Raw genomic sequence first — 26,274 nt, forward strand, 5'->3', positions numbered from 1 at the left:
ATGTTAAATACAATGAATCTGTAGATACCATTGGTTATTTTGCTCAGCACCAGTATCAACACAACGGCTTAGAGACTCAGGTTGGTGTTCGTGTTGAAGATAATGATAAATTTGGTACACATACTGTCGGTCAGGGTGCTATTCGCTATCAGTTATTGCCCCTTACAAGCATATATGCCAATGTAGGTTCAGCCTTCCGTGCACCAACTACAAATGACTTGTATGCCTTATCTTGGGGTGCAAATCCTGACTTAAAACCAGAAGAAAGTTTTTCTTATGAAATCGGTGTAGATCAAAAGTTAAATTACAATATCGACTTAGGCCTATCAGTTTATCGCAATAAAGTGGACAACCTCATTAGCTTCCAAGCAGGAAAGTTAATTAATGTCAATAAAGCAACCTTTACTGGTGGTGAAGCGTCATTTAAATGGCAACAAGATGAACTCTTTTTAAGCACCACTTATGCTTATGTACAAGCAAAAGATGATGAAACTAAAAAAGACTTAACTCGTCGCCCACGTCAAAGCCTAACTCTTACAACGGGATGGGATGATGGAGAATACGGTGTTTCAGCTTCTGTTGTTGCGAAATCAAATTCAAAAGACTTTGCGGATTGGCCATCAACAACACCAACAACGACTCCAGGCTATGTCACCACGAATGTAAATGTGTATTGGCAACCTATCCCAATGATTAAACTCTTTGCAAACATTGAAAACATTGGTGATGTAAATTATAAAACTGCTTATAACGGTAACGGCGTGTACTACATCAACGGCGGTCGCCTAGCTTCTGCGGGTGTCACATTCCGTTATTAATTGCGTGATAAAATCATAAAAAATATTTTCTTAACTCCAGTTTCGGGGTAATGTTCTGACCGACATTATCCCCTTTTTATTTTCAGGATCAGAGAAACAGCACTATGGGACATCGTTTAAGTAAAATCTATACCCGTACAGGTGACTCAGGCACAACTGGCCTAGGGGATGGCTCACGCGTTGCCAAAGATGATTTACGCATTGCAGCTTTGGGCGATGTCGATGAACTCAATGCCACCATTGGCGTGCTTCGTGCACAAATCAGTGCCAGCCAAGTTGCAGATAAAGCACGTTGGGACAAAAGTTTAAGTCTGATCCAACACTGGCTATTCGATTTAGGCGGTGAGGTGTGTATTCCAAACTATCATTTACTGCAGCCCGTATGCATTGATTTTCTTGAAAAAGAAATCGACCACATGAATGAATCGCTGCCGATGTTAAAAGACTTCATTTTACCATCAGGCACTTTAGCTTGTAGTTATGCACATCAAGCTCGTGCAATGTGCCGTCGTGCAGAACGTGCTTTATTGTCAGTACATCATCGTGACCAAAATATTCAGGCAACCGCATTACAATTACTCAATCGATTATCGGACTGGCTGTTTGTTGCTTCACGTGCCTTACAACGTGCTGAAGGTGGTAACGAAGTGTTGTGGCAAAAGAATATTAATGACAGTATCGATCAAGCATAATCATTTGTTGGATAGATAAAGATGCGAATTATTGGTCATCGTGGTGCGCGTGGCGAAGCGCCCGAAAACACATTAGGTGGATTCCGCTATCTGCATGATTTAGGTGTACGTGCCGTTGAATTTGATGTGCGCCAACTGAAAGATGACCACTTGGTGGTGATTCATGATGAGGACTTTGTACGTACGGCAGGTCGTTCACAACAGGTAGAAAGTAGCACCTTGCTTGAAGCCCAACAATTTGATCATCGACATCAGTGGCAAGCATGGGCCTTTGAAGAATATACTCCTAGCCTGCAACAAGTACTGGATTGCCTCACTGACTTTGAACATATCGAAGTGGAGATTAAGGCAGTTGCAGACGAAGCAGCCGCAGAGCGCTTGATTATACAATTGCAGCATGATTTAAAAGGTTTTGAAGCCACCGCAACCATTACCAGCTTTGATGTCAAAATCCTGTCTGCCCTACAGCAACAACAGAGTTCGTTTAAACGTGGACTACTGGTTGAAATTCCCATTGGTGAATATGCGATCGAGTTAGCGCAGCAGTATGGCTGTTGCCAGATTGGTTGGGGAGATTTATTGGCAACAGATGAAATCATTCAACGGACTCAACAGGCTAATCTTGAGATCAGTGTCTGGACTGTGAATGAAGTTGAACGTGCCAAACATTTACAACAACTCGGCATTCAAGGTCTAATTACCGATATCCCAAGTACCATGTTGCAGTATTTCAAATCATAAAAAGGCGGAAATCATTCCGCCTTTTTATTGTCATTTGCGTTGTGCCTGAATCAAACGCTGCCCTTTGGCATCTAATAAATATAAGTTTGTACCCTCTAACTGAAAGCGTTCAACCCGTTGAATCGCATCCATCAAGTCCGCCTCTTGCGCTAGAGCACGATTACAGCTCTGATGCTGTGCCATCACATCAAAATCCAGTTTACGTTGTGCAAAGTCATATTTATAGCGCCCATAGATATTGTTACAGCCAGTATGACCTGTCACCATCTTTGAGGCCGAGTTAAGCGAGAAACTTGGGTACTGATTAAAGAACAATGCCTTTCTATTCTGGATACTGATGATCTGCCATTCAATATCTTGAACACCATCCACGCTCTTACGCACTTGCATTGTAGGGGGTTGAGCCACTCGCTTAGGTTGTAAGCTATGTTTCTGCACTGGTTTCGGTTGGCTTTGGCAGGCTGCAAGCATGACCGCAGCAGAGAATATTAAAGTTTTGTTAAAAAATGCCTTCAAAGAAAAAATCGGATTTTTCATGGTAATTTGCTCAGACATTGATTTATTTCACCTTTTAATTCATTGATCAAATTTATGAATGAATTCTGTTACTGTTCTTTCGATACAACTGTAGAATAATACTAGTGCTAACTGATTTGGACATGCTAATATCAGTGATAAAATAGCAATATATCGTCATGATTGGTTTTGCTATCTCGTTTAGTTTTATTATCTTGTGCAAACAAGGTTTTTAGGAGCGCTGACGGATATGACTTCCGCCCCACTCAAAAAGGCACCCATCAACTGGACTGCTAGCATTACCTTAATTGGAACACCAATTCTTGCCGCTATTTTAATTCCTTTGTACGCTTATTATTATGATTTTAGTGTAAGTGCGTGGGTAAGCATGATCTTCTTGCTTGCACTCAGCAGCTTGGGAATTACCGCAGGCTATCACCGTCTTTGGGCACACCGTGCTTATGAAGCGGCATTACCGCTTAAAATTTTATTGATGATTGGTGGTACCTTTGCCGTTCAAAACAGTATTTTGTTCTGGGCTTCGGGGCACCGTACGCATCACCGTCATGTCGATGATGTCGACCAAGATCCTTATTCAATCAAACGTGGATTTTGGTATGCTCACCTAGGTTGGATGATCCGCGACCACTCTCCATCAGAACCCGATTTCAAAAATGTCCCTGATTTGCTGAATGATAAACTGGTGATGTTTCAACACAACTACTATGTACCAATGGTGATTGCGGTTCATGTTGGTGTGCTGGGCTTAATTGGTTGGGCAACAGGCGATATCTGGGGCGTCATCTTGCTTGGTGGTTTATTGCGTTTGATCATTAGCCATCATGTCACCTTCTTCATCAACTCGCTTTGCCACATGTGGGGCAAACGTCCTTATACCGATGAAAACACCGCACGTGACAACTTTGTGTTGGCGATCTTCACTTGGGGTGAGGGCTATCACAACTATCACCATATCTTCCAGTACGACTATCGTAATGGGGTGAAATGGTGGCAATATGACCCAACCAAATGGTTAATCTGGACCAGTTCTAAACTCGGTTTGGCAAAAAATCTACGTCGTATTCCAAGCTTTAATATCAAGAAAGCTGAACTTGCGATGAAGTTTAAATATGCTGAACGTGACTTGGCGATTTATGGTCATGATGTCAATACCGACATCGTGCAAATGAAACAACGTATTGCCCAAGAATATGAAGCTTTTACCCATACCTTAAATGATTGGGCAAAGCTGAAAGAACAAGAACTTCACGCGAAGAAAGCCGCGATGGCTGAAAAAATCCATCAGATGGATCACAAACTTAAAGTTGATTTTCAGTTGCTTGAACATCGCTTAAGCCATCATCGTGAATGTTTAGAAACCTTGATGCGCAACATTAAAAAAGCGCCTGTTTCTGAATAACAAATTGCTTAACGAAAATGGTCTCTCATGAGGCCATTTTTTATGTCTACTCATCCACACGCTCTTCTCGCAACGGCTCACCATTTCATGCTGATATTTGCTATAGTCATGATTCAGCCCTCTCTGATGTTTCGTTTATGCAATTCAATTCCCGCTATGCTTCACTTAACCCTAAACTCTATCACCAGCAACAACCAAGTCCGTTGCGTGGTGCTAAAGCAGGCCATTTTAATGAAGCTTTGGCTGATGAGTTGCAATGGAACGAAGAAGATAAAGCCAACTGGGTTGAGATTTGTAGAGGTCAAAAAACTTTTGCTGAATTTCCTCCACTCGCGATGGTCTATGCGGGGCATCAATTTGGGCAATGGGCTGGGCAGCTCGGTGATGGTCGTGGCCTATTGATCGGACAAATCCTAAATCGGCAAGGACAAACCATCGACCTCCATCTCAAAGGTGCAGGTTCAACCCCCTACTCACGCATGGGTGATGGCCGAGCAGTCCTACGCTCCGTCATACGTGAATACTTAGCTGGGCATGCATTAAATGCGCTGGGTGTTGCATCCAGTCATGCTGTGGGTTTTACCACCTCGACTCAAGGCGTGCAGCGCGAAACCCTCGAACTCGGTGCAATGCTGTTGCGTACTTCTGAATGTCATATTCGTTTGGGGCATTTTGAGTGGATCAATCAATATGCCCCTGAGCTGTTAGCTGAATTCACGCAGAAATGTATTGAATGGCATTATCCAGAATGCCTAGAAGCTGAAAATCCGATTCTTGCATTTGCCCAGGCAGTGATTGAGCGCACTGCCATCATGATTGCCAAATGGCAATTGGTGGGTTTTGCACATGGGGTGATGAATACTGACAATCTAAATATTACAGGTTCAACCTTAGATTTTGGTCCATATGGCTTTATGGAACGTTTCCGCCCGAATTGGATTAACAACCATTCCGATTACCAAGGCCGTTATACCTATCAGAATCAACCCAGTATTGGTCATTGGAATCTATGGACGTGGCTGAATAATTTAATTCCATTGGCAACAGCAGAAAATAAAGAACAATTCAAACTCGATCTAGCAGCATGTTTAGAACGGTTTGAGCCAACCTTCTTACAACATTATGGGCAAGGTCTATGCCAAAAAATGGGGCTGCCAGAGTTTCATAAAGACAGTCTGGATTGTAGTTTTGCCTTTCTCGGAATTTTGCAAACCGAGCAATTGGATTACACCCAAAGTTTTCTGCGTTTACAACAACAGGATTACAAAGCTTTAAGAGATGATTGTATCCATGTGCAGCAGTTCGATGATTTCTTGACCCGCTATCAAAATATCCGACAGCATCAAGATACCGATGCCTTGGATGCGCTGATGCAACAAGTTAATCCACAATATACCCTGCGTAATCATATGGCACAAAAAGCCATTGAGCTTGCGCAGCGTGGTGATTTTAGCGAAGTTGAGCGTTTGTTTAAGTTACTGAATCAGCCTTATCAAAAACAGCCTGACTTAGAAACAGAAGCAGATATCGCGCCATTGCCAAGTGACATGCCTGAAATTTCTGTCAGTTGTTCATCTTAGCAGAAGAAATCTATGAAAATTGGGCTGATGATTGGATGTGCGATTTTAATCCTGTTATTGGGACTGGCTTACTTCCAGTATGGCAAGTTCATTCCGACATTGGGATCGGTACATCAGCCCCTTTCAGCCCAAGAAATACAAAAGCTCCAACAGAGTAAACCCGTGACCTCAATTGAAGTGTTTAAAAGCCAGCGCATTTTACAATTGAAACATCAACAAGAAGTCATTCGCAGCTATCCAATCCGTTTAGGCTTTGATCCAATCGGACACAAACAGTTTGAAGGTGATGGTAAAACCCCTGAAGGTAGCTATTCAATTGACTGGCGCAATCCACAGAGTGCTTACTATAAATCTTTGCATATCTCCTACCCCAATAAACAAGATAGTGCTTATGCCCAACAGCAGGGCCGATCTGCGGGTGGTAATGTGATGATTCACGGTACTGTGCCAACACGAGCCACATCCGTTCCTGCAAGCGCAAGCTATATGCCACGTAAAGACTGGACATTGGGTTGTATCGCGGTGACCAACTCAGATATGGATGAAATATGGCAATTGGTCTCTGACCATACCTCTATTATTATTCACCCATGATGAGATAACCGTTCAGGTTGGTTTTGCGGATAAAGGCAATGATCAAACTGCACAAGGCTTATGCAGAGGATAAGTTTATCATCTGAAATCAGTCACAGTTCACCGTCACAATACATCACAAGCAATTGTAAAGTAATGTAAAATTCCTCTACTTATAAAAAGCTGATACTTAAGTTATCACCAGAAAAGAAGATAATTTCGACAAAAGCTTTGCGAAACTATCCACATTTTCTGTGGATAACACTGTGGTTATCCACAGGATAAAACTTTTTACCTATCTCATCCTTATTATCTTCAAGACTCATCTTATTTTCAGGCTTTCTACACCAAGAACAAATCATGAGTTAATTTGTGAAAACTGTTCCACATTTTCTTGGATATGAACTGCGACTATAGCAGTGCAAGGCGTTGAAGCGGCACAAGGGACTATAGCAGTGCAAGGTCTTGTAACCGCGCAATCGGAGCGAAAACAACCCAAGCGATATTATCGGATAAGGTAAATGATTTACTCATCTGGATATTCAAAACGATAACCGACGCCGTACACTGCTTGAATCCATTCATGACGATTTCCTGTATCCGCAGCCTCTGAAATCTTACGACGCAGATTTTTAATATGGCTATCAATCACACGGTCTGCCACATCAAAGCTGTCTGGATTGATATGATCGAGCAACTGCGCACGTGAATAGACCTGTCCAAGATGTTCTAAAAACAGCTCCAATAAACGGAATTCTGTTGGCGTCAAGGTCAGTGCTTTTTGCTGATACCAGATCCGTTGCTGCGCTTTATCAATACGGAACAGATCATTTTGCTCAGGTTCCGCTTTACGTTCTAACCGACGTAATACCGCCTGTACACGGGCAACCAGTTCTTTTGGACTAAAAGGCTTACAGATATAATCATCTGCACCCATATTCAGACCCAAAACACGATCAATTTCTTCAGTACGTGCAGTCACCATAATGATCGGCAAATCAGACTGCTCACGTACTTTACGGCAAATGGTTAGGCCATCCATACGTGGCACCATTAAGTCCAGAATCATGAGACTCGGTTTACGTTGTTGAAACTGGGTATAGGCGTCTTGACCATCATGGAACATACTGACTTCAAAACCAGCAGCTTCTAAGTAATCACGAACCAACTGTGCCAGTTCAACTTCATCTTCAACCAACATAATATGTTTCATGGTTTTCATCCTATCCATCATCCTCAACACAAGAGGATCTAAAAGTTATTTGATCTGTTTTGGGAAAGTCAGCACACAACGTAATCCACCTAAAGGTGAATGCTCAAAAGTGAGTGAGCCACCTAAGGCTTGTGCCAGTTTACATGATAAAGCCAAACCTAAGCCGGTTCCGCCTGTACTACGGGTACGTGAATCATCAACACGATAGAAACGCTCACCAAGACGTGCCAGTTGCTCATCATTCACACCCAATGGACTGTCATCCACATACATTATCCATTGTTGCTCATCTTGTTGAGTATGAATCTGTATTTTTCCACCTTGTTCCGTGTAACGAACGCAGTTACCTAGCAGATTGACAATAATCTGTTTAAAGCGATCACGGTCTAAAGATAAGGTTGTACCTTCTCCTGACAACATCACCTCAAGCTGGTTTTGCTCAAATGTCGATTTGAAATTTTCGACTTCTTGTACGACCACATCCCATGGATTGACTTCAGCAAAATAGCATTTCAGCTGTTGTGCATCGGCCTGAGCCAGATCAGCCAAGTCTTGGGTCAACTTTTTCAAAGTACTGACCTGACGCATCATGGCATTCAGATGCTCAGGCGTACCTTTACGAATCCCATCCTGCATGGCTTCAATTTGGGCCTGTAATACCGCCAAGGGTGTTTTCAGTTCATGTGACGTATCTGACACCCATTGACGACGAGATTCTTCATGCTGATGTAAAATATCGGCCAAATGATTAAGCTGATTAGACAAATCACCCAACTCATCATTACGCTTAATCATCACCTGATGCTGATAATTACCACGGGTCAATTCTAACGTTGCATTCAATAAGCGTTGAATTGGCTTTTTAAAGTACGTTGCCATCAATAAGGCAGCCACCAAACTTGAGAGCACCGTTAATGCATAGACCAAAAGTAAATAGCGTTTTTGATTACTAAAGAAGTTAATACTGGATGCATCATCCTGATCTAATACAGGTTTTAGTCCTAGATAGCCCACCACCCGATCATCCACAATAATCGGACGGAACGAGATCTGATCCGTGGCGGGTTCACCCACAATAAACTGCTGCTTTTCATCATATAAAGAGAGGCGTGAACTCAAACCCAAACGGTCAGGAATCGAGACAAAACGCTTTTTGCCGTGTTCCATCGAGGTATTTAATTTGCTTTCCTGCCTGTCCTCTTTTCCATCTTTCTTTAAACGGAACTGACTTGGGCTTAAGGGAAAGCGTAGCCCCTCAAAAGGCTGATATTCAGAAGGTAAATTTTGTTTCAGAATTTTGAGTTCTTCATCATTGAAAATCTGCCGATTTCTGATCTCCACATTATTTTGTGCTAAAGAGGGAGACATACTTAACAGGGTATGATCATTAAAATAACGTTGCTGCAAGGCAATATCATACTGACGACGTAACCACCATTGAGACAGTCGATCATAGTCATCTGGCGCCGCTGTGCCTTCAATCTGTAAAATTTGTGCCTGAATTGCATTGCCCCAGTCATGATAAACCGTATAGACATTACCTAGGTTGGCAATCAAACGATCCAGCTTTTGCATTTCCACATCAGCCACATAACGGGCAAAGTTCTTTTGCATGGTCCAATGCAAAACTCCCAGACTGATCGTTGCAATCAGCAAGGTAGTGAGTAATACCGTTAAAAACAGGCGTAAGGCTAAGGGCACGCGACGAACATTCAAAAGCTGGGTCTCAATAGTGTTCTATTTGTGGATTGTAACCAACATGGTCGAAAAAAACTCTCCATTGTTTCTTCATCTTTATTATCTAATCTTTAACCATCACATCTCAACTGATAACGCTGGATAAAACAATGAATAAGACAAAAATCGTATTGATGACCACTCTACTCAGTTCTGTTTTAGGCTTGGCTGCATGTCAATCGACCGCGCCAGCGGAACAATCGATGGATCGTGATCATCACCGCCATAATATGCAACGTGCGCCTCTAACACCAGAACAACGTGCTGAATGGCAAGCCAAACGTGAGCAACGCTTAGAACAACGTGAACAAATGCGTCAGGAACATCAGGCTCAACGTGCGCAGATTGAACAGGCTTGCCAAGGTAAACGTATCGGGGACCGTGTCAATGTTCAATGGAATAATCGTGTCATTCAAGGGACTTGTGAGGTCCGCTTTACCCCAGACAAATCCCAATTCAAGCGTCAAACTAACGCAACCACTTAATCCCCTCTTCCTCATAGGCGCTGTTCAAGCGCCTTTTTTTCATTGAGATAAAAGCTATATTTTTAACTACACAGCTGCTTACGATTTTACCTCTGCAATTTAAGTCAAAATCCAGAAAACCACCTACAATCTACACGCTTAAACAGGTTGAACCATAAACTTTGACTTCACAGTCACTAAGAAATGACCTGCAAAAGCTTGTACCGAACTATAACTTGTTGCACGATTAGCGTTACCAAATGGTGCTCTTGGGCACATTAAACATTGACTAAGATTATAACTCTGGTTTAACCAGTATTGAGGAACCCGCTATGCCACAATACAAAGCACCCTTACGTGATATGCAGTTCGTATTGCACGAATTATTAAATGCTGAAGCACATTACGCGAAACTTCCTGCATTTCAAGACACAGTAAGCCGTGAATTGGTTGATCAATATTTAGAAGCAGCGGCTGATTTCTGCGAAAACGAACTTTCTCCTTTAAACCAAGTGGGCGACCGCGAAGGTTGTACTTGGAATGACGGCGTTGTAACAACACCTACAGGCTTTAAAGAAGCGTATCAAAAATATATCGAACTTGGTTTCCCTTCTCTTTCTGCTGATGAAGAATTTGGCGGTCAAGCATTACCAAACTCTTTAGGGATTGCGATCTCTGAAATGGTCGGTACAGCTAACTGGTCATGGGGTATGTACCCAGGTCTTTCTCATGGTGCGGTGCGTACGTTAGAACATCACGGTTCTGACGAACAAAAGAACACTTACTTGCCAAACCTTGTTTCTGGTGTTTGGACTGGAACCATGTGCTTAACTGAATCTCATGCAGGTTCTGACCTTGGTATTATCCGTTCTAAAGCTGAACCAAATGCAGATGGCAGTTATGCAATCTCTGGCGAGAAAATCTTTATCTCTGCTGGTGAACATGATATGGCTGAAAACATCATCCATATCGTACTTGCACGTTTACCTGGCGCGCCAAAAGGTACAAAAGGGATTTCATTATTCATCGTGCCTAAATTCCACGTGAATGCTGACGGTTCTATCGGCGAGCGTAATGCGGTTCGTTGTGGTTCGATTGAACACAAAATGGGGATCCATGGTAACGCAACTTGCGTGATCAACTTTGATCAAGCAAAAGGTTACTTGATTGGTCCTGAAAACCGTGGTTTAAACTGTATGTTCACCTTCATGAACACAGCACGTATTGGTACAGCGGTTCAAGGTTTATCTGCATCTGAATCGTCTTTCCAAGGCGCTTTGGCTTATGCGAAAGACCGTTTAGCCATGCGTTCTCTTTCTGGTCCTAAAGCACCTGAAAAAGAAGCTGATCCAATTATCGTTCATCCTGCTGTTCGCAACATGCTTTTAACGCAAAAATCATTTGCTGAAGGTGGTCGTGCACTAGTTTATTTATTGGCTCAATACGCAGACATCGTTGAAAAAGGTGCCACTGAAGAAGAGCGTAAGTTTGCTGACAACATCCTGTCTTTGTTAACGCCAATTGCAAAAGCATTCTTAACTGAAACGGGTTCTGAATCTGCGAAGCACGGTGTACAAGTCTTTGGTGGTCACGGCTTCATTTCTGAACACGGTATGGAGCAAATCGTACGTGATACGCGTATTGCTTGCTTGTACGAAGGTACCACCGAGATTCAAGCGCTTGATTTGTTAGGTCGTAAAGTATTGCAAACTCAAGGTGCAATGTTGAAAGACTTCACCAAGATCATCCATAAATTTGTTGAAGCAAACAAAGACAATGCGGCAATGCAAGAATTCATTGCGCCATTGGCTGCTGCCAACAAAGAATGGGGCGATATCACCATGCAAATCGGTATGCGTGCGATGCAGAATCCAGATGAAGTGGGTGCAGCTGCAGTTGATTACCTCTACTTCGCAGGTTATGTCACGCTTGCTTACTTATGGGCGCGTATGGCACTTGTTGCGCAAGAGAAATTGGCTGAAGGTACGACTGATGTTGACTTCTACAATGCGAAAATCACTACAGCTCGTTTCTACTTCAAGAAGATCTTGCCACGTGTTCGCTCACATGTAGACGTACTTTCAACTGGCGTTGCGCCATTGTTTGAACTTGATGCGGAACACTTCGCTTTCTAAACATAGTTTAGAATGAGATGCAACGTTCATCACAGAAAAAGGACTGGTCAGTTTTGACCGTCCTTTTTTTGTTTAATCAATGCTAAATTGATACCATTCAATTTATTTGTTCGTTTTATTTGATCACTTTGCACATGACACTGTGCCTAGAAGGGAACGATTATGCCAATTTACAATGCGCCTTTAGCAGACATGAAATTCATCTTGAATGATGTATTTAAAGCAGAACAATTCTGGCAGTCTAATGAGAAACTGGCTCATGTAGATGCTGCAACAGCTGAAGCAATTTTAGAAGAAATGGCGAAGTTTGCCCAAAACGTGACACATCCGTTAAACCGTACGGGTGATGAAGAAGGCGCACGTTGGGAAAATGGTGAAGTTTTCACCCCGGCAGGTTTTAAAGAAGCATTCCGTCAATACGCTGAAGGCGGTTGGATCGGCTTAGGTGCGGACGAAGAATGGGGCGGTCAGGCCATGCCAAAAATGCTGACTGTCCTGTCTGATGAGATGTTATTCGCGACCAACCCATCATTCATGCTCTACCCGCTTCTTTCTGTGGGTGCAGGTATGGCTTTAAACAGCTATGCATCACAAGAGCAAAAAGAAACTTATTTACCTAAAATCTACTCTGGCGAATGGTCAGGTACCATGTGCTTAACTGAACCACATGCGGGTACGGATTTAGGGATCATCAAAACTAAAGCTGAACGTAATGAAGATGGTACGTATAACATTACCGGTACTAAAATCTTCATCACTGGCGGTGATAATGACCTCGCTGAGAATATCATTCATCTTGTTCTTGCGAAAACACCGGATGCGCCTGCGGGTTCACGCGGTATTTCGTTATTCATCGTACCGAAATTCTTGGTCAATAAAGATGGTTCTTTAGGTGAGCGTAACCCGGTTGGCCCAGGCTCAATCGAACACAAGATGGGCATCAAAGCCTCTGCAACATGTGTGATGAACTTTGATGGTGCTAAAGGTTACCTCGTAGGTAAAGAAAATGAAGGCCTTGCTGCGATGTTCGTGATGATGAATTACGAACGTTTGTCGATGGGTATTCAAGGTCTTGGGGCTTCTGAATTTGCTTATCAAAATGCAGCACAATATGCGACTGACCGCTTACAAGGTCGTAGCGCGTCTGGCGTTCAATCACCAAACAAGCCAGCGGATAGCATTTTAGTACATGGTGATGTACGTCGTATGTTGCTCAATGTCCGTGCCAACAACGAAGCTTCTCGTGCATTTGCAGTATATGTCGGTCAGCAACTGGATATCACCAAGTTCTCAACCGATGCGGAAGCCGTGAAGAAAGCCAACGACCGCGTTGCCTTATTAACACCAATTGCAAAAGCGTATTTGACTGACACGGCTTTCCAAGCAACTCTAGATGCACAAATGGTCTTCGGTGGACACGGTTATATCCGTGAATGGGGTATGGAACAATGTATCCGTGACCTTCGTATTGCTCAAATTTACGAAGGAACCAACGGCGTTCAATCTCAAGATTTAATTGGTCGTAAAACCATTAAATGTGGTGGTGCATTCATCGCAGAATACATCACAGAGATTCGTGACTTTGCCAATGATTTAGATACGGACTTGAACTTTATTAAAGATGCAACTTTAGACGCTGCAACTGAAATTGAAGCGATCACGCAGTTCATTATTGAGCAAGCAGCTGAAAACGTAGATTTCCCAAATGCTGCTGCGGTTGATTACCTACATGCAGTCGGCCTACTCAGCTTCGCCTATATGTTTGCGAAAATTGCTGCCGCGGCTAAAGACAAGTCTGGTGATTTCTACCAAAACAAACTGGCTTTGGCACAATATTTTGTAGACCGTATCCTGCCTGAAATTGATGCGCGTTTAGCGAAGATCAAAGCGGGTTCTGACTTGATCATGAACTTCAGCGAAGATTACTTCACCAATCAAGCTTAATTTAGCTTGGTCATAAAAACTGCTTCGGCCATTTGGTTGAGGCAGTTTTTTTATCGCTATAATAAAATCAGCATAAAACTTGCATAATATTCTAATAATCATGTTGAGCATCTGAATCGCTATGTCGAACCCTAAAGAGAAACTTGAAGGTTTATCTCGCCTATTCGACCGCTTCGGTCACTATGCGGTTGAAGCCTTTCATTATTTAGCCTTATTTATTATCGGCTGTATGATTGCATGGTCAGCCGTGCATACCGTGATCGAAATTCTGACGGTGAAACAGTACGCCAGCATTGATGACATCTTACTCTTATTTATCTATTTAGAACTGGGCGCCATGGTGGGGATTTATTTCAAGACCAACCATATGCCAGTGCGCTTTTTGATTTATGTCGCGATTACCGCCCTCACTCGCCTGTTGATCGCCGATATTCAGCATAACCATAAAGCCTCGATGGATTTAGTCATCACCACAGGTTCGATCTTAATTTTAGCGGTGGCGATTTTGGTGGTTCGTTTTGCATCATGGAACTACCCTTCTGTGATTCGGGGCAAAGATCAAGAACAACAATTGCCTTCCAATAAAACACCTCGACCACAAGATGACGAACTGGCATAAATAAAAAGCAGGCATTTGGCCTGCTTTTTATATTCGCGATTTTATCCAACCCGGAAGATACGATATTGGGAATCAACCAGCACATATTTGCCTTGTACTTGCATCCAGTTATAACCACGCGGTGGCTCATACAAACGATGGTAGCGATAATTTGAGACGATATAGCGGTTATTACGGAACTCGGAAGGTAAACGCTCACCACGTTTAAAATTAATATATTGACCATAATGCTTACCACGATCTCCATTCGACCAACGTGGTTGTTCACGATGATCATAACGGTGGTCATAACGATCATAGCGCTGATCGTAACGATCTTTATAATCATGACTCCAACGATTTGAATCTGCCATTGCCGAAGCAGATATACCGAGCATTAAAGTCGATACCAATAACACCGCTGTCTTTTTCATTGTTTGATCCTCTATTTTTCGATCTGAAACCAGATTAAGAAAAACTCTAGGAGAAAGCATGAATAAAACCAGTCACATTGCAAAACTTTGTAATGAAATCCAAGAAATTATGGAGAGTTATCAACCACCTAAATATAAGAAAATGATTTAAAATCAGCGAATAATCTCAATAGTAAAACTATCATCCGTCACCAAAAGATAACGTCCATCCACCATCACCCAATGACGACCGCGCGGCGGTTCACGTAATGAATAATAATCCCAGTCCCGAACGATATAGCGTTCATTCCTGAATTGACCGGGTAATTCATTGCCAACCACAAAGGAGCCGCTTCGGTAACTGCGCTCATACTGTGTCTCTGGATAATATTCAACACGCACACCAGGACGGTGATTCGGACGAGGATAATAGTTATTTTGATTGGGCTGATAATAATAGCCTTTTGGCGGTGCTGTTGGCGTATCACGCTGATTCGAGAATGCGAATGGATCTTGTGCAGGTGGCTGATAGGAAGATGAGGTTTGATGAGAAGAGTGACGTTCTACGCCACGATAACCCCCCCATGCATTATCTGCATAGCTCATCACAGGCAGAAAGCCCAATAGAACCGCTAAGCCATAAATATAGCGTTTAGATTGCATCATCATGATCTCCCTAAAATCAGAGTATGTTTTTATTTTAGAATAAAAAACCAGCACTGATGTTGTAATAATATTTTTTCAGATCAGCTGTTGCATTGCATTGATAAACAGCAGCTGCCTAAAGCCATCATTAGATATGCTAAAATCAATTTTTTGGTTTTGAGGCAACATCTGTGGCTGAAATGAATTTTGATCGTCTCTATCAATTTTTCTGTAAAGTTCCCAGCGTATAAGAATCTCGTATCGTTGCGCATGGTGCAGATGGTCAACATGCGTGGTGGTTTAAATTCAACATTGATGTTGAGCATCCGCTGGCATGGCAAACGGTTCAAGAACTCGGGCACGTCCTCAATTATTTATCCACCAATGAACGTTTACCCACTCAGTTCTTTCCCGTGTCTCCTCCCCCGTACATGAACGGTGAAGCTAAAGATTTCTTGGCGTGGGTAATCCAGTGTAATCATCCAGAATTCACACCAGATGTGGTCTGTGACTGGCTAGAAGCCCGTTTACCCAATCCAGTCGAAGATGAAACTCAGTGGAAAATCAAAACAGATTTAAGCGAACTTGAGCAATTGGCCGATAAGGATTTGGATCAGTTGATTCCTCCGAGCCCTTGATCTGAAGACTTGTCATCTTTTCAACGAGCTTAATGATCAATGATACCTAAGCTCGTTGAGATGCGGCTGTGAAGCACTATAAGTCGTAGCCCAAATACTCTTGTGGTGATTCCGAATAAGGTAAAATCAGATAATCATTTTTTAAAATCAGGGCTTTTATTTTTTCCTGATGAGAAATATCTAAAGGGTAAATCAAAGCAAGATCCTGAACCAAGTCATCAATCGTATTCACTTTAAACGCTGATGTTTTGATCCACCCCAATAAAGCCGCCCCGAGGCCGATAAACTCAAAACCATAGTGCTGCATTTTTCCAATGATGGCAAAGTTTTCAAATGGATCAAAATCACAAGAAAAATAACCGTTCGGTAACATCGCCAATTTCAGTGCTTCGGTTTCAACATCCGCGACTTTCACTTCAATCACACTCTCCATTGAAATCAATAGATTTTGATTAAAATAAATGATCGCCTCTAAATCACTTTCATCGTAATGCTGCATTTTCTCAGCAAAGTTTTCAAAGCGCAGCTGATGAGCTGGATCACTCAACTGTTGAAGATAATGCCGCAATTGCTTGGGTACACAAACATTTTGATAGGTCTGTTCCCAACTTGGATCACCAACCTCAATCCCGTTCAGATCATCACTAAAATCAACATACAAGCGGTCATCCTCAACTGCATGCATCGAGGTATATTTTGCCTGTGCTGCATCATCTAGAATCAGAAACACTTTTTTGGGATAAACGTCTTGTTTCAGGCTCAGATAGCATTCCAGCAATTCAGCCCAACTGTGAATTTCAACAATATCAGCATAATGCTGGAGTTGATGCACAGCTAAATCAAGCTGCTGATCCTGCCTAGTAGTCAGTTTAATTTTTGCCATTCCGTCGAACACCTGCTCTGCTCAATTAAAACGTCGATAACCCCGACCATTCCATAAAACGATACAGCCAGTATTTCGCCTTTGATTCATCCGCATATTTTGCATAATCAACCGTAATTTGACGACCATTGGCATTGGTCCATGCTGCATCAAAATACTGTCCTGCATCTTTAAACACTGGCGCTTGTGCTGCACCAATCACCCGTATATCAGTCTCAAGATTATAATTTTTCAAATTCCGTGCAGTTAAGTTGGCTGAACCCAGAATAATTTCTGCTTGCTGCGCATTATATTTCAACAGCATTTTGCTATGGCACTGCTCGCCACGCGTGTCACACCAACGAATTGGAATGCCAGCGGCATGGAGTTCCGAAGCCACTTGACGATTTGGGATACCATTCTTTTTCAGACCGAACGCATCTTTGTTCGGATCAATCATGATGCGAATATTGACACCACGTTGCTGTGCTTGCTTCAGCGCATCAATGATATTGCGTTCCGACAAATAGAACATGGCCATATCCAGATGCTCTTTACTTTTCGCAGTCTGAATCATATTTAAGACAGCCTCATAAATGGCCTTTTCAGTCAGCACTTGGACTTGAGGTAAGCTTTTATCTTCTGCCAGCCCGCCCATGATCACAAATGGACTAGAGCCATTAGACATATTGGCCACTGCTTGTTCGGTTTGCAGTATATCAATCGCGGTTGGGCCATCCACCACCAACGCCACATTGCTATGATGCGAACTACCATCATGTGGATTGGCTGAAGTTACCAAACTTTTCCAGCCGTCCACCGTATCCACGACCAAGGTTTTACGATGATTGGCTTTAAAATTAAAGAGTTCTAAATAGCTACGCAAAGTCACTTTATCTTTGCCAAATGGACTGCTTAACCACCCCCCTTCTGGATTATTCCCCAAGTTCTGGCAACAGATATACCAGAAACCTGACCAGAGTGGATTCGAGGCACGGAGCGGTTTTAAATCGGTCTCGATGACTTCTACCCCCGCCTGACGTAACTGCTGATAATGCTGAGGTGTCATACCGCCATAAACCGAGTTAATCGGATCGGTAATCACCACAATTTCAACCGTTGGATGCAAACGACGCTTCACAACCAAGGCATCCGTCAATTCTTGCATCAAAGGAAACTGTTTGACTTTGGACTTTCCGACTTCCTGATTAAACAGGAACATATCCAGTACAATCGTCGTTTGTGCCTGGTCGATCAACTGAAACACTTCTTTGAAAATATGCTGATCAACCTGCTGTTGACCTTGCGTATCAATATAAGTCTGATCCGCCAAAAACTTCACATTGGCATGACGCAACTGACCCGTAAAATCCAGTCCTTTCGGGAGTGGTTTTACCGTGTGATAGATTGCCGAAGCAATGTATCCAATCGCAAAAATACACAATATGACTGCCATGTAACGACGACCTGACCAGTTTAATTTCCGATGAATTCGTTGGAAGATACGCATATAAACAAAAAAAGCCCTAGCCTAATGTGCTAAGGCTAGAGCTTATACTTTGATTTTTCAATAAGATTTAAGTGAAAAATTAGAAGTTAAAATTTACCCCAACGGTAAAGTTACGGCCCACTTGCGGAATCGTCGACAAGAACGATGCATGTTGATAAACCTGATCGTCAAGCAGGTTATTCGCATTCAGGAATACGCGGTAATCACCAACATTGCTATATTTACCCGTATATGCCACACCCAGATTCACCATGTTATAGCTTTGGGTATCCGTCTCATAGGCTGCAATTTTGTCTTGCTGGAACACATGATAATATTCCGCTGAACCACTAAAACCATCACCAAAGTCCGCATTTACTTTGGTACCTAGACGGCCTGCTGGTACTCTTGGTGCATTTTCATTGTCGATCTTGCCACGAACATAGTCTCCAAATACACCAACTTTATAAATTGGCGAAATTTGATAGCCAGCCTCAGCCTCGGCACCGTAGAAACGTGCCTGATCTTGTGTATATTTCACCAAGCGGAAATCTTTATAGCGGTCTAGAGTTTGTGCGTAGATATAGTCATCAAACCAGTTGTGATATACATGGACATGATAGTCAAACTTGTTATCGTCATAATGGAAGCCTAATTCCACATTATTAGACTTCTCTTACTTCAATTGATCATCACCTAACTCATAGGTGTTGGTCGCAAAATGTCCGCCATTCGCATATAACTCTTGTGCCAAAGGCAAACGTTCTTGATGTGAAGTTACCAATGAAAGTTTATAGTTCGGTGCAAATTCCCAGTTGGCGGCACCTGAAACAGAAAAGGCCGAACCACTGAAATCTTTTTTCGATGAGTCATCAATATCAATTTTTTGCTGGTCTGCACGTGCTGAGACTTCCACATGTACATCATTAAATTGAGCATGCTCCAAGGCGAAAACACTCCACTTCTTGGTGGTATTTGGTGCCAAGAACGCTTCTTCACCCGTGAGTTCCAGTTTTTGCTGACCATATTGGGTTCCAATCACACCTTCCCAAGGACCGAGGGGATTGTGTACCAATTCCAGACGCCCATCATAGCCCTTGTTTTTAAAGCGCGTAGCAATCGTGCCTTCTTCAATTTCATCATGCTTATAATCGGTATAACTGGCTTGAGCACGTAACTTTTTAAAACCCGCAAATGGATCGTTTAGTTCAGTACGCACATCATAACGCTCAGATTTTAAATCGATCCAAGGACCAGACTCATCTGCGTGATCATGGCTGTGATCATTCCCGTCATTATGATCATGATCTCCACAATGCAAGCTTAAACCATGTAAATGGCAACTTTCATATTCATGGCTATGGCCTGGTAAACCATATTTATCTTGACGATTGCTATATGAAATTCCTGTAAAACCACGGTCATAAATCCAGGATAAACCGACATTCACCGTTTCACCTTTAGCAAAAGTATTGCCTACACGACGCTCTTTTTCACCTTCATGGAAATAGTCTGGTGCAATGTAGTCATTTGCTTCTCGATTTAAACCTTCCACACGTAAAGCCACCTGATCACCTAAAGCAACCGTGACACCAGCGGTCGCCAGTTTTTCATCGCTACCCGTGTTATAGCGTAATCCAACATTCCCCTCGTAACCATTTGCAGGCATTTGCGTTGGAATTTTACTGTCCGTAACATTGACTAAACCACCGACCGTTCCAGCACCAAACAATAAGGTTGATGACCCTCGGATCACTTCGACCTGCTTCGCCAATGCTGGATCAACCGTCACCGCATGATCTGGAGACAAGGTAGATACATCAATGTTTTCAGAAGAGTTTTGTAGAACCTTCACACGTGGACCATCCTGACCGCGAATCACAGGACGACTTGACCCAGCACCGAATTGATTGGAATAAATACCAGGCTCACTACTCAGTGCGTCACCAATGGTTACGGCCCCTTGCTGTAAATGTTTTTGGTCCACAACCGTATCGGCAACCGCAAAATCTTTAGAGGTTTGCTCAAGTGGATGTGCTTTAATTCGAATTGTATCTAGGGTTGAAACCTGTTCAGTTTCTGCTGCAAATGTGGACACAGATACAACAGCTAAAATAGATAAGGTCAGAATATTTTTGGAAAATGACATACCATGTCTCAAATCAGTTGTTTGCTATATTGTAATATTATAACATTTCATTTATTTTGCAATAAGAAACCGTCTCATAAAAAACATTTGCCACACAACTTCTCCATGATTCCATGAATAGTCATTTTTCAACACTATGCTATGACAAGTTAACCAACATTTTTTAGAAAAAACCGACATTATCCTTCGACATATCGGTTGATTCCATCACAATTTATTTCATATTTTTCAAAATGATAAAACTCATCAAGCTTGCTGTTATAAAAAAGAAAATATAAGTGACATAAGGGAAAAACAGATAATATTCTGTCAATCCACTCAGAAAGAATGAAAAAACAAATAAAAATCCTGCAAGTGCCAAATTTCGAACCAATTCGTTTCTGCTAGAAAACTGAGAAAAGAAAAACATCAGCGGAGTAAGTAATGAAATAATAAGCCCCATTAAACCGATCAAACCATTTGCAGCTAAATCCTGAAAGAAAATATTATGCTTATGTTGGAAACAACTAGGTAAAATCCCTTGCTCTGCTAGGCGACATTGCTCTTGCTCAACACCATAGGCACTGACCCCGATCAAAGGGTGTTTTTCAAACAATTCAATTGCATTCTCCCACATCACCAATCTTGCACCGGTACTATTTTGATAACTTTGATTTTCTATTGCATTTTTATCATTTTGAAAATCATCGAGACGACTAAACAACGGAGAGTTCGGAATAATGGCATTGATAATTACAAAAAATAAAAATGCTCCGCCAACAAATAAAAGCTTTTTTTTCTGAGTTTTATAGTAAAACAATATTAAAAATAAAAGTAAAAAAGGAACAATTAACCAAGTTCCTCTAGAACCATGTAATATAAAAATAAATAAACTCAGCAAGCTAATGCTGCATAATAGATATGCCCAATAGCCTCTTAAATAAAATGAGAAAACCAAAGCCACAATGCTTAAAGATACGAATACAATATCATATGAAATAATCGGATTATAAAACTGTGCAAACAAGCCTCGGTCAAAATCAAGTTGAAATCCAACAGCCCAGCTATAAAACATCAAGAAACCAATTACAATATAAAGAATAATAAAAAAATTCTTAACCCTATAGCCAAAGTAACTATAAATAGTAGGTAAAAAGCACAATGGAATTACCCACAAGTATTGATTGACAATATTTTTATAAGTCCGATAAGGCCCACCTGGAGGGATATCATCTAACCGATCAAAAAGATAATAACTTAGACTGAACGTAAAAAAACTGATCAGACAAAACAGAACCAATGGAATATTAACAACCACTTTTTTATTTTTTATTAAAACATAAATAAATGCTAGCAAATAAAAAATTGAAAGATACCAAACTCTAAAATTTTCATTAAAAATATAATAAAAAAATAAAATTAATATCGTTAATGAAATCAGCTTCGAAACTCTAGTTTCACCCAAGAAGTTTAAATAAAAACCCATAATAAAATTAAACCCCTACAGCACCCAAGTTAGATTATCAACCAATCAACAACATAAAAAAACAACGTGCTATTGAAACAAAATTACAATTATAAAACAACTGAGTACAAGGGCAGAATAGTAATCATCGTTTATTTACAGAAAAACATTGTTGCCGCTTTTTCCCCGATGTAGCATCTAATTATCTTTATTGGCTATCTTATTATGCCTTTTACCCTTTCACATGCTGTTCTTGCGCCGCCACTCTCTAAACTCAGTCAAGGACATTTACCTGTCGCTGCTTTAGCCATTGGCTGTATGACTCCTGATCTATACCGGTTATTCACGCAGGAAACTATTGCCATTACGCATCAATGGTCTGGTCTTTTATTTCCCAACTTGCCGATGGGTCTATTGTTTTGCTTGTTCTGGTATTTAATTTACCGACCTGTCATCTACCGCGTTCTGGGCATTCAGCATCCTTTACATATCAATTCCTTTGATCAAGCTGTTAATTTCATCTTGATGAGTTGCTTTGCCATTCTTTTAGGGAGTGCAACACATTTAATCTGGGATGGGCTAACTCATCTCGACTTTCGTACGTTTGCATTTAAACAACTTCTTGCACAAAACATATCTCTACTGGGTGTTAATTACCCTCTGCATTTTGTCTTACAGATCGGTTCATCTCTCATCACACTCCCGATTTTAATGCAGATGTGCTGGCATTATTATCAGCAGCATAAAGGCACTCAGCCAAGTTCAACTCAAGAGAGATGGTTTTTCGTGATTAGCCTGATCATCTGTACCGCTTCAGCACTTCTCTCTGTATGGGACTATAGCAGATATATACCTTCCTCACTTTGGCATAGCGAACGCTATTTCTTCATTGGAAAATCCATCAATGAGTTTACACAAACGGGCTTAAGTCTATTCACGGTCTCATGTTTATTCTTCTTATTTTTGTATCGCAACCATCGGCTGAAATCGTTTTAACAAAAAGCATCCGTTTTAAATTCTCTTGAAAATATTAAGACTTGAGACTCTACGTTCAACAAGGCATAATCTCCCCTTCATTGGTGCTGCGCTGTTTACGCATTCACCTTCTACAGCCAATATAGTTTGGATACATAATTCAATATGATGCGCACTCATTACTGTGGCTCTTTAACTGAAGCCCAAATCGATCAAACCGTTACGTTATGCGGATGGGTTCACCGTCGCCGTGACCATGGCGGTGTAATTTTCCTTGATATGCGTGACCGTGATGGTTTAGTACAGGTGGTGATCGATCCAGATACCCCTGAAGCATTCGCAACAGCCGATAAAGCACGTTCTGAATTTGTATTAAAAATTACAGGCCGTGTGCGTCGCCGCTATGAAGGTACTGAAAATGCCAACATGGTGAGTGGTCAGATTGAAGTTTTAGGTAAAGAAATCGAAGTTCTTGCAGCTTCTGATACTCCGCCATTCCCATTGAATGACGAAAACACCAATATTTCAGAAGAAATTCGTTTGAAATACCGTTTCTTGGACATTCGTCGTCCAGAAATGCTCGAGCGCTTGCGTTTCCGCTCTAAAGTGACCAACTTGATCCGTAACTATTTTGAAGATCATGGTTTCTTAGACGTTGAAACCCCAATTTTGACACGTGCTACACCAGAAGGCGCACGTGACTATTTAGTGCCAAGCCGTGTTTCAAATGGGAGCTTCTACGCACTTCCACAATCACCACAATTGTTCAAACAATTGTTGATGGTTGGCGGTATTGACCGTTATTACCAAATCGCAAAATGTTTCCGTGACGAAGATTTACGTGCGGATCGTCAGCCTGAATTTACCCAAATCGACGTTGAAACATCGTTCATGAGCGACGATGACATCATGGATTTAATGGAAGGCTTAACCGTTAAAATGTTCAATGAATTATTGAATGTAAAATTCGATAAATTTGAACGTATGACTTACGCTGACGCAATGCGTGACTATGCATCTGACAAACCAGATATGCGTATTCCGCTGAAACTTGTTGACGTTGCAGACTTAATGCAAGACGTTGAGTTCAAAGTGTTCGCTGGCCCTGCTAAAGATCCGAAAGGCCGTATTGTAGCTTTACGTGTACCTGGTGCAGGTTCACTGCCACGTAGCGCGATTGATGAATATACCAAATTCGTAGGTATCTACGGTGCTAAAGGCTTGGCTTATATCAAAGTCAACGAACTTGAAAAAGGCATCGAAGGTCTGCAATCACCAATCGTTAAATTCATCGAGCCAATCGTGCTTGATCTATTAAAACGTGTTGGTGCCGAGAATGGCGATATCGTGTTCTTTGGTGCTGATAAAGCCAAAGTTGTAAACGATGCAATGGGCGCACTACGTGTCAAAATCGGTCATGATCTCAACCTTGCAACTTGTGAGTGGGCACCACTTTGGGTTGTTGACTTTCCAATGTTCGAAGAAACTGATGATGGCAAATGGACTTCTGTTCACCACCCATTCACACTTCCAAAATCAAGCGTTGAAGAAGTGAAGAGTAACCCTGGTGCAGCACTTTCTGTTGCCTACGACATGGTATTGAATGGTACTGAAATCGGTGGCGGTTCACTTCGTATCTATACTTTAGAGATGCAAAAGGCAATCTTTGAAGCTTTAGGTATTGGTGAAGAAGAAGCTGAAGAGAAATTCAGTTTCTTACTCAATGCATTACGTTACGGTGCGCCTCCACACGGTGGTTTGGCATTTGGTCTTGACCGCTTAATTATGCTGATGACAGGTGCATCTTCGATTCGTGATGTGATTGCATTCCCGAAAACCAAGACTGCTGAATGTCCGTTGACTCAAGCACCAGCGCCAGTTGAAGCAAATCAATTGCGTGACTTGGGTATTCGTTTACGCGAAAAACCTAAAGCTGAAGAAAAATAAACTCTGAGTTTATGCTTCAACAAGAACCCTGCCCCGTGCAGGGTTTTTTTATATCCCTACAACTCCCCTCCTTTTAGGAGATGAGGAACGATTATAGTCCCGCAACGGGAAGGTAAAATAAGGATTTATACTTTGAGATCATGTCCGCTAATGGCATAATAGACTGCTTTTTATTGAGAGGTCAGTCTTATGGCAATGCGTCCTGATGTACGTCGACATGCAATTATCATTATTGTGTTTTCACTTGCTCAATGGTTCTTTATGCGTTACATCTTGGCAAATGAACTCTTCAACATGGATACCAATCAACGTATTTTATACTTCTGTGTCAGTAGCTTAGCAGGTGCCTTACTGATTTTCGTTGCATTGATCTACATGGTACTTAAAGGCAACGCCGATAAACAAGATTAAAAGCATGTCGTTTTATCCTACACTTCTTCGTCTTCTACCTTTAGCATTTTTGCGCAGTATCGCAAAAGTGGCAGCTTACGTTATTAATCAAAATCCGAATAAAAGTATGCTGTGGAAAACCAGAGTCAATCTTGGGCTGGCTTATCCTGAACTCAGTCAAGAGCAGAAAGAACGGCTGGCTCGAGAGAGTGTGACCAAGCAATGTCTCAGTTATGTCGAATCTGGTAAATGCTGGGCAATGCCTCCTGAATGGAGCATTCAGCAGATTCAGAAGGTACATCATTTAGAGGTATTAACAGATGCACTCAGTGATCCAAGAGGTGCATTGATTATTACCCCTCATTTAGGCACTTGGGAAATGATGAATGCATGGGTGCATCAATATGGTATACCGACCATCATGTATAAGCCAATGAAAGACTCAGGCTTTAATGCATTTGCCCTGCACGCACGTCAGCGTCTTAACGCCACTTTGGTTCCTACTGATGCATCTGGCGTCAAAGCCTTGTTTAAAAACTTAAAACAAGGTGGTTTCAGTGTCATTCTACCTGATCATGTACCTGATCCATCTGGTGGAGTTGTCGTTCCTTTTTTCGGAATCCCTTGTCTAACCAGTACTCTGGCCAGCAAAATGGCACAGAAAACCCAATGCCGTTTAGTTGGTCTCAGTTGTTTCCGTCGTGAAGATGGTGATGGTTTTGATGTGTATTGTGATGATCTAAATGATCCTCAGCTCTATGATCGCGATATCGAAGTTGCCACAACCGCGCTCAATCAAGCGGTTGAACAAATGATTAACCGCTTTCCTGCTGAATACATGTGGGGCTATAAACGGTTTAGAGGTGGAGATGAATCTCTCTATAAGTGAAG

At 41.8% G+C, this 26,274-nt stretch carries 23 protein-coding genes and 1 pseudogene; 15 read left to right on the forward strand and 9 right to left on the reverse strand.

Annotated features, from left to right (window positions below; genetic code table 11):
* From Aba26S_RS07065 to Aba26S_RS07075, 3 genes are all read left to right on the forward strand, one after another.
* The coding region (locus Aba26S_RS07065) for a TonB-dependent siderophore receptor (protein ID WP_043971024.1) at positions 1-818 on the forward strand (818 nt) is incomplete at its 5' end.
* 104 nt (positions 819-922) lie between these two features.
* Entirely contained in the window at positions 923-1,510 is a 588-nt protein-coding gene (locus tag Aba26S_RS07070; RefSeq protein ID WP_005244207.1) for a cob(I)yrinic acid a,c-diamide adenosyltransferase, read from the forward strand.
* A gap of 21 nt (positions 1,511-1,531) precedes the next feature.
* Entirely contained in the window at positions 1,532-2,251 is a 720-nt protein-coding gene (locus tag Aba26S_RS07075) for a glycerophosphodiester phosphodiesterase (protein ID WP_043971026.1), read from the forward strand.
* Positions 2,252-2,281: 30 nt separating this feature from the next.
* Here Aba26S_RS07075 and Aba26S_RS07080 read toward each other — a convergent pair whose 3' ends face one another.
* The gene (locus Aba26S_RS07080; RefSeq protein ID WP_005244211.1) at positions 2,282-2,806 is read right to left on the reverse strand and encodes an META domain-containing protein; all 525 of its coding nucleotides are present in this window, start codon (positions 2,804-2,806) and stop codon (positions 2,282-2,284) included.
* A gap of 211 nt (positions 2,807-3,017) precedes the next feature.
* Here Aba26S_RS07080 and Aba26S_RS07085 point away from each other — a divergent pair, with 211 nt between their 5' ends.
* The 3 genes from Aba26S_RS07085 (at position 3,018) to Aba26S_RS07095 (ending at position 6,361) form a co-directional block, all read left to right on the forward strand.
* The gene (locus Aba26S_RS07085; RefSeq protein ID WP_005244213.1) at positions 3,018-4,187 is read left to right on the forward strand and encodes an acyl-CoA desaturase; all 1,170 of its coding nucleotides are present in this window, start codon (positions 3,018-3,020) and stop codon (positions 4,185-4,187) included.
* Positions 4,188-4,324: 137 nt separating this feature from the next.
* Positions 4,325-5,767 carry a YdiU family protein gene (locus Aba26S_RS07090; RefSeq protein ID WP_043971120.1) on the forward strand — a complete coding sequence of 481 codons (1,443 nt, stop codon included), beginning with the start codon at positions 4,325-4,327 and terminating at the stop codon, positions 5,765-5,767.
* 12 nt (positions 5,768-5,779) lie between these two features.
* The gene (locus tag Aba26S_RS07095) at positions 5,780-6,361 is read left to right on the forward strand and encodes a murein L,D-transpeptidase family protein (protein ID WP_043971028.1); all 582 of its coding nucleotides are present in this window, start codon (positions 5,780-5,782) and stop codon (positions 6,359-6,361) included.
* A 505-nt stretch (positions 6,362-6,866) separates the two neighbouring features.
* Here Aba26S_RS07095 and Aba26S_RS07100 read toward each other — a convergent pair.
* Positions 6,867-7,553: a response regulator gene (locus tag Aba26S_RS07100; RefSeq protein WP_004652437.1), complete on the reverse strand. Its 687-nt coding sequence runs from the start codon at positions 7,551-7,553 to the stop codon at positions 6,867-6,869.
* 45 nt (positions 7,554-7,598) lie between these two features.
* A complete protein-coding gene (baeS, locus tag Aba26S_RS07105) occupies positions 7,599-9,269 on the reverse strand; it encodes a sensor histidine kinase efflux regulator BaeS (protein ID WP_043971030.1) in 1,671 nt (556 codons plus the stop codon).
* A gap of 131 nt (positions 9,270-9,400) precedes the next feature.
* Between baeS and Aba26S_RS07110 the strand changes: the two genes are divergently transcribed.
* The 4 genes from Aba26S_RS07110 to Aba26S_RS07125 all read left to right on the forward strand — a co-directional run bounded on the left by Aba26S_RS07110 (position 9,401) and on the right by Aba26S_RS07125 (position 14,452).
* A complete protein-coding gene (locus Aba26S_RS07110; protein WP_005244222.1) occupies positions 9,401-9,775 on the forward strand; it encodes a hypothetical protein in 375 nt (124 codons plus the stop codon).
* Between the two features lie 311 nt (positions 9,776-10,086).
* Positions 10,087-11,889 (forward strand): acyl-CoA dehydrogenase C-terminal domain-containing protein, encoded by a 1,803-nt coding sequence (locus Aba26S_RS07115; protein WP_005244225.1) that lies wholly within the window; start codon positions 10,087-10,089, stop codon positions 11,887-11,889.
* A gap of 162 nt (positions 11,890-12,051) precedes the next feature.
* The gene (locus Aba26S_RS07120) at positions 12,052-13,833 is read left to right on the forward strand and encodes an acyl-CoA dehydrogenase C-terminal domain-containing protein (protein ID WP_005244226.1); all 1,782 of its coding nucleotides are present in this window, start codon (positions 12,052-12,054) and stop codon (positions 13,831-13,833) included.
* A 121-nt stretch (positions 13,834-13,954) separates the two neighbouring features.
* A complete protein-coding gene (locus tag Aba26S_RS07125; protein ID WP_005244229.1) occupies positions 13,955-14,452 on the forward strand; it encodes a phosphate-starvation-inducible protein PsiE in 498 nt (165 codons plus the stop codon).
* A gap of 41 nt (positions 14,453-14,493) precedes the next feature.
* Here the strand turns inward: Aba26S_RS07125 and Aba26S_RS07130 are convergent, their stop codons facing one another.
* Both Aba26S_RS07130 and Aba26S_RS07135 read right to left on the reverse strand, forming a co-directional pair.
* Positions 14,494-14,865 carry an RcnB family protein gene (locus Aba26S_RS07130; protein WP_043971033.1) on the reverse strand — a complete coding sequence of 124 codons (372 nt, stop codon included), beginning with the start codon at positions 14,863-14,865 and terminating at the stop codon, positions 14,494-14,496.
* 153 nt (positions 14,866-15,018) lie between these two features.
* The gene (locus Aba26S_RS07135) at positions 15,019-15,510 is read right to left on the reverse strand and encodes an RcnB family protein (protein ID WP_043971035.1); all 492 of its coding nucleotides are present in this window, start codon (positions 15,508-15,510) and stop codon (positions 15,019-15,021) included.
* Positions 15,511-15,749: 239 nt separating this feature from the next.
* Between Aba26S_RS07135 and Aba26S_RS07140 the strand changes: the two genes are divergently transcribed.
* Positions 15,750-16,127, forward strand: a complete 378-nt coding sequence (locus Aba26S_RS07140; protein WP_227541469.1) for a hypothetical protein — start codon at positions 15,750-15,752, stop codon at positions 16,125-16,127.
* A gap of 76 nt (positions 16,128-16,203) precedes the next feature.
* Here Aba26S_RS07140 and Aba26S_RS07145 read toward each other — a convergent pair whose 3' ends face one another.
* From Aba26S_RS07145 to Aba26S_RS07160, 4 genes and pseudogenes are all read right to left on the reverse strand, one after another.
* Complete coding sequence (locus tag Aba26S_RS07145) at positions 16,204-17,010, reverse strand: hypothetical protein (protein ID WP_043971037.1); 807 nt, start codon at positions 17,008-17,010, stop codon at positions 16,204-16,206.
* A gap of 25 nt (positions 17,011-17,035) precedes the next feature.
* Positions 17,036-18,499, reverse strand: a complete 1,464-nt coding sequence (locus Aba26S_RS07150; protein ID WP_171248930.1) for a phospholipase D family protein — start codon at positions 18,497-18,499, stop codon at positions 17,036-17,038.
* A 79-nt stretch (positions 18,500-18,578) separates the two neighbouring features.
* A pseudogene (gene znuD, locus Aba26S_RS07155) lies at positions 18,579-20,627 on the reverse strand (zinc piracy TonB-dependent receptor ZnuD).
* A 214-nt stretch (positions 20,628-20,841) separates the two neighbouring features.
* Positions 20,842-22,092, reverse strand: coding sequence for an O-antigen ligase (locus Aba26S_RS07160; RefSeq protein WP_005244245.1), 1,251 nt, complete (start codon positions 22,090-22,092; stop codon positions 20,842-20,844).
* 204 nt (positions 22,093-22,296) lie between these two features.
* Between Aba26S_RS07160 and Aba26S_RS07165 the strand changes: the two genes are divergently transcribed.
* The 4 genes from Aba26S_RS07165 to Aba26S_RS07180 all read left to right on the forward strand — a co-directional run bounded on the left by Aba26S_RS07165 (position 22,297) and on the right by Aba26S_RS07180 (position 26,272).
* Positions 22,297-23,067: a DUF4184 family protein gene (locus Aba26S_RS07165; protein ID WP_005244247.1), complete on the forward strand. Its 771-nt coding sequence runs from the start codon at positions 22,297-22,299 to the stop codon at positions 23,065-23,067.
* A gap of 144 nt (positions 23,068-23,211) precedes the next feature.
* Positions 23,212-24,993: an aspartate--tRNA ligase gene (gene aspS, locus Aba26S_RS07170; protein WP_005244249.1), complete on the forward strand. Its 1,782-nt coding sequence runs from the start codon at positions 23,212-23,214 to the stop codon at positions 24,991-24,993.
* A 189-nt stretch (positions 24,994-25,182) separates the two neighbouring features.
* Entirely contained in the window at positions 25,183-25,404 is a 222-nt protein-coding gene (locus Aba26S_RS07175; protein WP_005244251.1) for a hypothetical protein, read from the forward strand.
* A gap of 4 nt (positions 25,405-25,408) precedes the next feature.
* Positions 25,409-26,272 (forward strand): lysophospholipid acyltransferase family protein, encoded by an 864-nt coding sequence (locus tag Aba26S_RS07180; RefSeq protein ID WP_043971040.1) that lies wholly within the window; start codon positions 25,409-25,411, stop codon positions 26,270-26,272.
* Positions 26,273-26,274: the final 2 nt, after the last annotated feature.

It is taken from the genome of Acinetobacter sp. NBRC 110496 (assembly GCF_000876115.1).
Taxonomy (GTDB): Bacteria; Pseudomonadota; Gammaproteobacteria; order Pseudomonadales; family Moraxellaceae; genus Acinetobacter.

Bases quoted from the DNA above. Each gene is read 5' to 3' on its own strand.
- Aba26S_RS07070 (WP_005244207.1), top strand. From the start codon at position 923: ATGGGACATCGTTTAAGTAAAATCTATACCCGTACAGGTGACTCAGGC.
- Aba26S_RS07075 (WP_043971026.1), top strand. From the start codon at position 1,532: ATGCGAATTATTGGTCATCGTGGTGCGCGTGGCGAAGCGCCCGAAAAC.
- Aba26S_RS07080 (WP_005244211.1), bottom strand. From the start codon at position 2,806: ATGTCTGAGCAAATTACCATGAAAAATCCGATTTTTTCTTTGAAGGCA.
- Aba26S_RS07085 (WP_005244213.1), top strand. From the start codon at position 3,018: ATGACTTCCGCCCCACTCAAAAAGGCACCCATCAACTGGACTGCTAGC.
- Aba26S_RS07090 (WP_043971120.1), top strand. From the start codon at position 4,325: ATGCAATTCAATTCCCGCTATGCTTCACTTAACCCTAAACTCTATCAC.
- Aba26S_RS07095 (WP_043971028.1), top strand. From the start codon at position 5,780: ATGAAAATTGGGCTGATGATTGGATGTGCGATTTTAATCCTGTTATTG.
- Aba26S_RS07100 (WP_004652437.1), bottom strand. From the start codon at position 7,553: ATGAAACATATTATGTTGGTTGAAGATGAAGTTGAACTGGCACAGTTG.
- Aba26S_RS07110 (WP_005244222.1), top strand. From the start codon at position 9,401: ATGAATAAGACAAAAATCGTATTGATGACCACTCTACTCAGTTCTGTT.
- Aba26S_RS07115 (WP_005244225.1), top strand. From the start codon at position 10,087: ATGCCACAATACAAAGCACCCTTACGTGATATGCAGTTCGTATTGCAC.
- Aba26S_RS07120 (WP_005244226.1), top strand. From the start codon at position 12,052: ATGCCAATTTACAATGCGCCTTTAGCAGACATGAAATTCATCTTGAAT.
- Aba26S_RS07125 (WP_005244229.1), top strand. From the start codon at position 13,955: ATGTCGAACCCTAAAGAGAAACTTGAAGGTTTATCTCGCCTATTCGAC.
- Aba26S_RS07130 (WP_043971033.1), bottom strand. From the start codon at position 14,865: ATGAAAAAGACAGCGGTGTTATTGGTATCGACTTTAATGCTCGGTATA.
- Aba26S_RS07135 (WP_043971035.1), bottom strand. From the start codon at position 15,510: ATGATGCAATCTAAACGCTATATTTATGGCTTAGCGGTTCTATTGGGC.
- Aba26S_RS07145 (WP_043971037.1), bottom strand. From the start codon at position 17,010: ATGGCAAAAATTAAACTGACTACTAGGCAGGATCAGCAGCTTGATTTA.
- Aba26S_RS07150 (WP_171248930.1), bottom strand. From the start codon at position 18,499: ATGCGTATCTTCCAACGAATTCATCGGAAATTAAACTGGTCAGGTCGT.
- Aba26S_RS07160 (WP_005244245.1), bottom strand. From the start codon at position 22,092: ATGGGTTTTTATTTAAACTTCTTGGGTGAAACTAGAGTTTCGAAGCTG.
- Aba26S_RS07165 (WP_005244247.1), top strand. From the start codon at position 22,297: ATGCCTTTTACCCTTTCACATGCTGTTCTTGCGCCGCCACTCTCTAAA.
- aspS (WP_005244249.1), top strand. From the start codon at position 23,212: ATGATGCGCACTCATTACTGTGGCTCTTTAACTGAAGCCCAAATCGAT.
- Aba26S_RS07175 (WP_005244251.1), top strand. From the start codon at position 25,183: ATGGCAATGCGTCCTGATGTACGTCGACATGCAATTATCATTATTGTG.
- Aba26S_RS07180 (WP_043971040.1), top strand. From the start codon at position 25,409: ATGTCGTTTTATCCTACACTTCTTCGTCTTCTACCTTTAGCATTTTTG.